Source organism: Mesorhizobium sp. M7A.F.Ca.CA.003.01.2.1 (assembly GCF_003998945.1).
GTDB lineage: Bacteria > Pseudomonadota > Alphaproteobacteria > Rhizobiales > Rhizobiaceae > Mesorhizobium > Mesorhizobium ciceri.
The window spans coordinates 1-7,558 of record NZ_RZRA01000155.1; the positions used below are offsets into that span (position 1 = coordinate 1).

The window sequence follows — 7,558 nt, forward strand, 5'->3', positions numbered from 1 at the left end:
GTATATCGCCACCGACCGTGCCGCCGGTGACCGTGACGCTGTCATTGCCGCCGCTGACGCTGATGTTGCCGCCGATGGTGCCGCCCGACAGGATGATCGTGTCCTTGTCGAAGCCAGTGACGAGGTTGCGGTCGATGGTGCCGCCTGACATGTTGAAATAGTTCTGATCGAGCTTCATGTTGACCCGGCCGATGCGGCCACCGGTCATCACGGCGTGGTCGCCATCGTCGAAGAAATCGACGATGCGTCCGCCGGTCATGGTGAAGGTGTCGAGGCCGTCGCCCTGGTTGAGCGAGCCGATCTGGCCGCCGCTCATGTTGAAGTCGTCGATGCCGGCGCCCTGCTGGACATTGCCGGTGACGGTGCCCGCGCCAATTTTGAAGAAATCCGTGCCGCCACCCTGATCGACGGTGCCGGTTATGGTGCCTGACTGCATGTCGATGCCGGTCCGTGCCGACGCCAAAGGTCACATTGCCTGATATCTGCCCGGTGCCGCCGGCGGGAAAATTCAGCGTGTTGTCGCCGTCGAGATCGGTGAGGCTGCCGGCTGAGTCGCCGCTGTCACAGGTGTAGACGGTGTTTCCGGCGGATGGAGCCAGCACGCATGCGGCAAACGCGGCGGAGTTGGGCAGCAACGCAAAAGCTGTAGTTGAGAGGATGCTAATAAGCCACGGATGTAACGGATGCGGCTTTCGCCGTTGCGAAGCAATTGTCACCTGCGCATCCGCCGAACGACTGTTCGGAAGCGAGTTCTTCACATGCCGCATCGCGTCCCCTCTCGATTCGCGATTTCCAGCCCCCGCCAGCCGCCGCAATGAAGACACAATTCATTCAATTTTACAAAGCCTAATCTGCCCCGCATGGTTGCTAAACTGCAAAGACTACTGAAAGGTCTGGCGTAGCGCACGGTTGGCGTGTCCGTGGCCTATGCTTTAGGATCGCTTTGGGCCGAAGGATCAAGGGCCTGTCACGGGTCGATAAAGGACATCGCATGGCAATCAGGGACGCATTCGGCCTGGCACTTTCGGGCGCGACGGAGGCGGGATTCACGCCTTACAGCCAGGCAGTGCGTGAACTGCAGTGCTTCATCGGCGATCCCGTAGCTTCCGTCGACCGCGCCATCGCGGAAGATCCCGGCTTCGTCATGGCCCATGTCTTCAAGGGATATCTGTTCGGCCTCGCCACCGAGCGGGAGGCGACGGCCGTGGCCAAGGCTTGCCACGAGGCCGCACTGCCGCTTGCCGCGACCACGCGCGAGCGGGCGCATGTCTCGGCCCTTGGCCATCTCGCCAGCGGGCGCTGGCATGAGGCCAGCCGCGTTCTCGAGGACATCACCATCGAGACCCCGCGCGACGGGCTGGCGCTGCAGGTCGGCCACCAGATCGATTTCTTCACCGGCAATGCCCGCATGCTGCGCGACCGCATCGCTCGTGCCCTGCCTTCGTGGCAAAGCGGCATGCCCGGCTACCACGCCATGCTCGGCATGCAGGCTTTCGGGCTGGAGGAAATGGGTGACTATGTCAGGGCCGAGCAGCTTGGCCGCGAGGCAGTCGACATCGAGCCGCGCGACGGCTGGGCGCAGCACGCCGTCGCCCATGTCATGGAGATGCAAAGCCGGCAAAGGGATGGCATTGCCTGGATGCGCGCCAATCCGGAAGCGTGGACACGGGAGAGCTTCCTGCAGGTCCACAATTGGTGGCACCTGGCGCTGTTCCACTATGATCTCGGCGAGACCGACGCGGTGCTGGCCCTCTATGACGGCCCTATCTACAGCGTGCAATCGACGATGGCGCTCAACATGGTCGATGCCTCGGCAATCCTGTGGCGGCTCCACCTCGGCGGCGTCGATGTCGGCGACCGCTGGGCGGCACTCGCCGCCAACTGGGGCAAGGCGGGAGCGGGTCTTTATGCCTTCAACGACGCCCACGCGATGATGGCCTTCGTGGGTGCCGGGTTAGATGCGCCGGCCCTCGCCTTGCTCGAGGCTCAGCGCGAGGCCATGCGTGGCAGCGACGACAATGCGGCTTTCACGCGGGATGTCGGCCATCCGCTGACGCTCGCCATCAAGGCATTCGGTGAGGGCAGCTACGCCGAGACCGCGCGCCTGATCCGGCCGATCCGCGCGATCGCACATCGTTTCGGTGGCAGCCACGCCCAGCGCGACGTCATCGACCTGACGCTGATCGAGGCGGCCTTGCGCGCCGGTGAGGGTGCGCTGGCCAAGGCGCTCACGGCGGAGCGTTCGATGGCGCGGCCCGACAGTCCGCTGTCAGCGCTGTTTGTGCGACGCGCCGCCGATTTGTCGGAGAATTGACCCGAAGCGGATCTTGTTTTAAAAACTGGCCAAGCCAGATTTTTTCGAGACCCGAAAAAATTAACTGGCGTGGGAGGAAGACATGTATCTGGGCCTCGATCTCGGGACGTCGGGCGTCAAGGCGCTGCTGATCGATGCCGGGCAAACCGTCATCGGTTCCGGCCATGGTTCGCTTGATGTTTCACGGCCGCACCCCGGCTGGTCGGAACAGAATCCCGAGCACTGGATCCGGGCCTGCGAAGACGCAATCGCCGAGCTCAAATCCTCCCATCCGCATGAACTCGCGGCAGTCAAGGGCATTGGCCTGTCCGGCCAGATGCATGGCGCCACGCTGCTTGACGCCGCCGACAAGGTGCTGCGCCCCTGCATCCTGTGGAACGACACGCGCAGCCATGCCGAGGCCGCCGTCCTCGATGCCGATCCGCGTTTCCGCGCCCTGACCGGCAACATCGTCTTTCCCGGTTTCACCGCGCCGAAACTGGCCTGGGTGAAGAAAAACGAGCCCGCTGTCTTCGCCAAGGTCGCAAAAGTGCTGCTGCCCAAGGATTTCCTGCGGCTCTGGCTTTCGGGCGAGCACATTTCGGAAATGTCGGATTCTGCCGGCACGTCCTGGCTCGATGTCGGCAAGCGGCGCTGGAGTGCGGATTTGCTCGCGGCGACATCGCTCGATGAAAAGCAGATGCCGTCGCTGGTCGAGGGTACGCAGAAGGCAGGCGCATTGCGCAGCGAATTGGCATCGAAGTGGGGCGTCCAGGCCGGCATTCCGATCGCCGGTGGCGCCGGCGACAACGCGGCCTCGGCCTGCGGCATGGGCACGGTTGGCGCCGGCCACGCTTTTGTTTCGCTCGGCACGTCGGGTGTGCTGTTTGCCGCCAACGCTTCCTACCTGCCCAACCCGGCTAGCGCGGTTCACACCTTCTGCCACGCGCTTCCGAACACCTGGCACCAGATGGGGGTCATCCTGTCGGCAACCGATTCGCTCAACTGGCTGTCGGAAATCACCGGGAAGAGCGCCGGCGAGTTGACCACTGAGCTCGGCGACACATTGAAGGCGCCGAGCGGCGTGTCCTTCCTGCCATACCTCTCGGGTGAGCGCACGCCCTACAATGATTCCGCCATTCGCGGCGCGTTCACCGGACTGGCGCATCAATCGAGCCGTGCCGTGCTGACCCAGGCCGTGCTGGAGGGTGTAGCCTTTGCCTTTCGCGACAGCCTCGAAGCGCTGGCCACGGCCGGCACAGCCTTGACGCGGGTGACGGCGATCGGCGGCGGTTCGCGCTCACGCTACTGGTTGAAGGCGATTGCCACCGCGCTTCAACTGCCTGTCGACATTCCTGCCGACGGCGACTTCGGCGCCGCCTTTGGTGCCGCGCGGCTCGGCCTGATCGCGGCGACGGGTGCCGATCCGCTCGAAATCTGTACGGCCCCGAGGACGGACGCAACTATCGAACCGGATGCGGCGCTCGGCGGCGCCTATGCCGATGCCTATCAGCGCTACCGGGCGCTTTATCCGGCAATCAGGGTCGCCACGGCGTGAGCGATCTTTCGCCCACGCCGCGGCTGTCCGGCTCACTGCGCCGGCACCTTGTCGAGAAAACCGGTGACGCTCTTGAGGCGGCCGTTCTCGATGATTCCGATGTCGGTACCTTCGATCACCGAAGGCGTCCCCTCAGGTCCGAGATTCCACGAGAAGCGGATCTTGTCGGCAAAACCGTCCGGCGTACCCTTCAGCGAGAACCGGAAACCGGCAAAGCGCTGCTGCACGCCGTCGATCAGAGCCGCGACGCCTTCATGGCCATCACCCTGCATGAGCGGATCGCGGTAGCTGACGTCTTCCGTGAAGGTCGCCTTGAGCAATTCGGCCCGGCGGCCGGCATCGCTTTCGTTCCAGGCGGTGATGTAGTTTTCAGCGATCTTGGTGAGGTCGGTCATGGTCTGTCTCCTTCGTTTGGTGGCTTTGACATGACCCTTTTCAACCAGCGCCGGCGTGAAACCAATTACGCCTGAGGTAATGGCGTCAGAACTTTGTGAGAGGACAGAAATCATGAGCAGTGGATTTTTCGGCGACATCCAGAAGATCAAATATGAAGGGCCGGATTCGACCAATCCGCTGGCCTATAGGTTCTACAATCCCGATGAGGTCGTCGCCGGCAAGCGGCTGGAAGATCATCTGCGCTTCGCCGTTGCCTACTGGCACTCCTTTGCCTGGCCGGGTGGCGATCCGTTCGGCGGCCAGACTTTCGACCGGCCGTGGTTTCCCAAGGCCGGCGGCGTCGACACGATGGAGCTGGCAAAACTGAAAGCAGACGTCGCCTTCGAGATGTTCTCGTTGCTCGGCGCGCCCTACTTCTGCTTCCACGACGCCGATGTACGGCCGGAAGGCAAGGATTTTTCCGAGAGTGCGGCGCGCCTCGATGAGATCGCCGACTACTTCGCGGGCAAGATGAAGCAGACCGGCGTCAAGCTGCTTTGGGGCACCGCCAATCTGTTCTCCAACCGCCGCTTCATGTCGGGCGCGGCCACCAATCCCGATCCGGATGTCTTTGCCTATGCGGCGGCGACGGTAAAAAGCTGTATCGACGTCACCAAGCGGTTGAAGGGCGAAAACTACGTGCTGTGGGGCGGGCGCGAAGGCTATGAGACCCTGCTCAACACCGACCTTGCGCGCGAGCAGGAACAGGCCGGCCGGTTCCTCAGCATGGTCGTCGACTACAAGCACAAGATCGGCTTCAAGGGCACGATCCTGATCGAGCCGAAGCCGCAGGAGCCAACCAAGCATCAGTACGATTACGATGTCGCCACGGTCTACGGCTTCCTCAAGCGCTTCGGGCTGGAGAAGGAGGTCAAGGTCAATATCGAGCAGGGCCACGCCATCCTGGCCGGCCATTCCTTCGAGCACGAACTGGCTCTGGCCAATGCGCTCGGCATTTTCGGTTCGATCGATATGAACCGCAACGACTACCAGTCGGGCTGGGACACCGACCAGTTCCCCAACAACGTGCCGGAAATGGCACTGGCCTACTACCAAGTCCTGCAGGCTGGCGGCTTCAAGACCGGCGGCACCAATTTCGACGCCAAGCTGCGCCGCCAGTCGCTCGATCCGCAGGACCTGCTGATCGGCCATATCGGCGGCATGGACTCTTGCGCTCGCGGCCTGAAAGCCGCGGCGCGCATGGTCGAGGACAAGGCACTGTCGGCGCCGCTGGCCGAACGCTATGCCGGCTGGAACACGGCCGAGGGCAAGGCGATGCTTGCCGGCAAGCGCACGCTTGAGGATATCGCCGAGCGTGTCGTCAAGAAGAAGATCGAGCCGCAGCCGAGGTCCGGCCGCCAGGAACTGCTGGAAAACATCGTCAACCGCTACGTGTAGGGCGAGCGCCGCTTCATCTTTGGACCGACATCCGGCGCCACTGGCTGAAAGCCGCCGCCATCGCCATCTGCTAGTCAGCCCACTTCGCGACAAGCTGCCGAGGATCGCACAGATCTTCGGCAGCCTGCGTGGGACCAGGACGCTACACGTGTCACCGAAAGAGGGCCCGTGCGGCGGCATGTCGTCGTCCCAAACCGCTGTGCACTTTGGGCGACATGCATTGGCAGGAGACGGAAATGGCAGAGGATCGAATCATCGTGCGCCCTGCGCAGGCGAGCGATATTCCGGCGCTGAAGCAGGTGCTGCAGGAAACCTTCGAAGGCACCTGGCTGCCGAACATCACCGAAGCAGCCGCGCAACGCTATGTCGAGACGGATATTGGCGGGCGCTATGTCGACCAGAGCTGGCCTGAATTCGCCATTGCCGAGATCGATGGCGAGGTCGCCGGCTTGATCCATTGGCGCGCGGATTTCATCGAGGCCCTGCACGTGATGGCATCCCGTCAAGGCCAAGGTGTCGGCCGCAAGCTGCTTTCCCATGCCGAACAGGCGGTCAGTGCGGCCGGATTGGCGCAGGCGCGGCTGGAGACCGACACGTTCAACCTGCCCGCACAAGCACTCTACAAAGCGGTCGGCTATATCGAGAAAAGCCGCTATCCCGATGACGAATGGGACAGTGGCTTCACCACGGTGCTGTTCGAAAAGCGGCTTTGAGCAATTCCAGGAAAAGTGGGTACCGGTTTCCCCGGGAAAAGCGTACAGCGCTTTGCCTTGGGAATTGCGCAATCCAACAATAGATTTCTCGTTGACCTGACCTGCCTGGGCGCAGGAACAGCTTTGCGCATGGCCCGGTCCAGCGACATGGTTTTGCCCTTCGACGCCCTTCAATGACCTCGCTCTTGCCTTCAAACTGCCGTCACGAATCTCGTATAAGAGTGGCTCGTGGCGGGAGAGGAAGAAGGAGGCGAACCGATATGCAGAACGAACGTGAAATCGACGCCCTGCTCTCACCTGGCGAGGCTGGATCGATCATCGACCGGCTGATGGCAATGCCGCATCCGAAGGACGGCACGCGCCGCTCGAACGAATGGGATCGCGCTGTGGCCAGCCGTTTCGAGACCCATCTTGCCAAGCAAATGCGCTCGCAGATCGACGGCGGCAGCGACCGTCAGAACGCTGCCTGATTCTATCATAGTCAGCCCCGGCGCAGCCTGACCGGCGCTTCGCCGAAAGCCCTTGAAAACGCTCTTGAAAACGCCGCGGCGGATGAGAATCCGGTCCGCCCGGCAATATCGGCCATGGCGATCCTTGTATCGACCACCAGCCGGCGCGCGGCGCCCAGGCGCAGCCTGAGATAATAGGCGCCCGGTGTCTCGCCGATCGATTTGCGAAAGATGCTCTCCAGCGTCCGTGCCGTCACGCCGGCGCGCTTGGCCACCGCTTCAATGGTCAGCGGCTGGTCGACATGCGCTTCCATCAGCCGGATCGCTTGCGCCAGCCGCGGATCATAGCCATCGAGCCGGCCGAGCGAGACCAGCGGCTGTGCGTCGGTGGCGGCGCGCGCCTGGTCGTAGATGAAGACGCTGGCGACATCGAGCGCGACGGCCATGCCGAGCCTCGTGCGGATGAGATGCAGCATCAGGTCGAAGGTCGGCGACGCGCCGCCCGAGGTGAACACCGGCCCGTCGATAACATAGCGGTCAGGGCGGACATCGACGCCGGGGAATGCCGAGGAAAAATCCTCCATGTCCTCCCAGTGGGTGGTGGCGCTGCGTCCTTCCAGCAGGCCGGCGCGCGCCACCAGCCAGGTGCCGGCTTCGACACCGCCGCAAGCGCGTGCTGTCCGTGCGGCCCGGCGCAGGCCGGACAACAGAG

The 7,558-nt window shown here is 63.2% G+C and carries 7 protein-coding genes and 1 pseudogene; 5 read left to right on the forward strand and 3 right to left on the reverse strand.

Going from position 1 to position 7,558, the window contains the following annotated elements; genetic code table 11:
• Nucleotides 1–767, reverse strand: a pseudogene (locus EN969_RS09100) (autotransporter outer membrane beta-barrel domain-containing protein); the annotation flags it as partial.
• Nucleotides 768–991: 224 nt separating this feature from the next.
• Between EN969_RS09100 and EN969_RS09105 the strand changes: the two are divergent.
• Both EN969_RS09105 and xylB read left to right on the forward strand, forming a co-directional pair.
• Nucleotides 992–2,314: a tetratricopeptide repeat protein gene (locus EN969_RS09105; protein WP_063169803.1), complete on the forward strand. Its 1,323-nt coding sequence runs from the start codon at nt 992–994 to the stop codon at nt 2,312–2,314.
• An 82-nt stretch (nt 2,315–2,396) separates the two neighbouring features.
• Complete coding sequence (gene xylB, locus EN969_RS09110) at nt 2,397–3,851, forward strand: xylulokinase (RefSeq protein WP_063169802.1); 1,455 nt, start codon at nt 2,397–2,399, stop codon at nt 3,849–3,851.
• A 32-nt stretch (nt 3,852–3,883) separates the two neighbouring features.
• On the opposite strand, the gene EN969_RS09115 is transcribed toward xylB, so the two are convergent.
• Nucleotides 3,884–4,246 (reverse strand): nuclear transport factor 2 family protein, encoded by a 363-nt coding sequence (locus tag EN969_RS09115; protein ID WP_063169801.1) that lies wholly within the window; start codon nt 4,244–4,246, stop codon nt 3,884–3,886.
• Nucleotides 4,247–4,358: 112 nt separating this feature from the next.
• On the opposite strand from EN969_RS09115, the gene xylA reads away from it, so the two are divergent.
• The 3 genes from xylA to EN969_RS09130 all read left to right on the forward strand — a co-directional run bounded on the left by xylA (nt 4,359) and on the right by EN969_RS09130 (nt 6,867).
• Complete coding sequence (gene xylA / locus EN969_RS09120; protein WP_027161006.1) at nt 4,359–5,684, forward strand: xylose isomerase; 1,326 nt, start codon at nt 4,359–4,361, stop codon at nt 5,682–5,684.
• 236 nt (nt 5,685–5,920) lie between these two features.
• Entirely contained in the window at nt 5,921–6,397 is a 477-nt protein-coding gene (locus tag EN969_RS09125) for an N-acetyltransferase (protein WP_063169800.1), read from the forward strand.
• A 260-nt stretch (nt 6,398–6,657) separates the two neighbouring features.
• Nucleotides 6,658–6,867 carry a hypothetical protein gene (locus tag EN969_RS09130; RefSeq protein ID WP_013528291.1) on the forward strand — a complete coding sequence of 70 codons (210 nt, stop codon included), beginning with the start codon at nt 6,658–6,660 and terminating at the stop codon, nt 6,865–6,867.
• Between the two features lie 11 nt (nt 6,868–6,878).
• Here the strand turns inward: EN969_RS09130 and EN969_RS09135 are convergent.
• The coding region (locus EN969_RS09135) for a GlxA family transcriptional regulator (RefSeq protein WP_164758193.1) at nt 6,879–7,558 on the reverse strand (680 nt) is incomplete at its 5' end.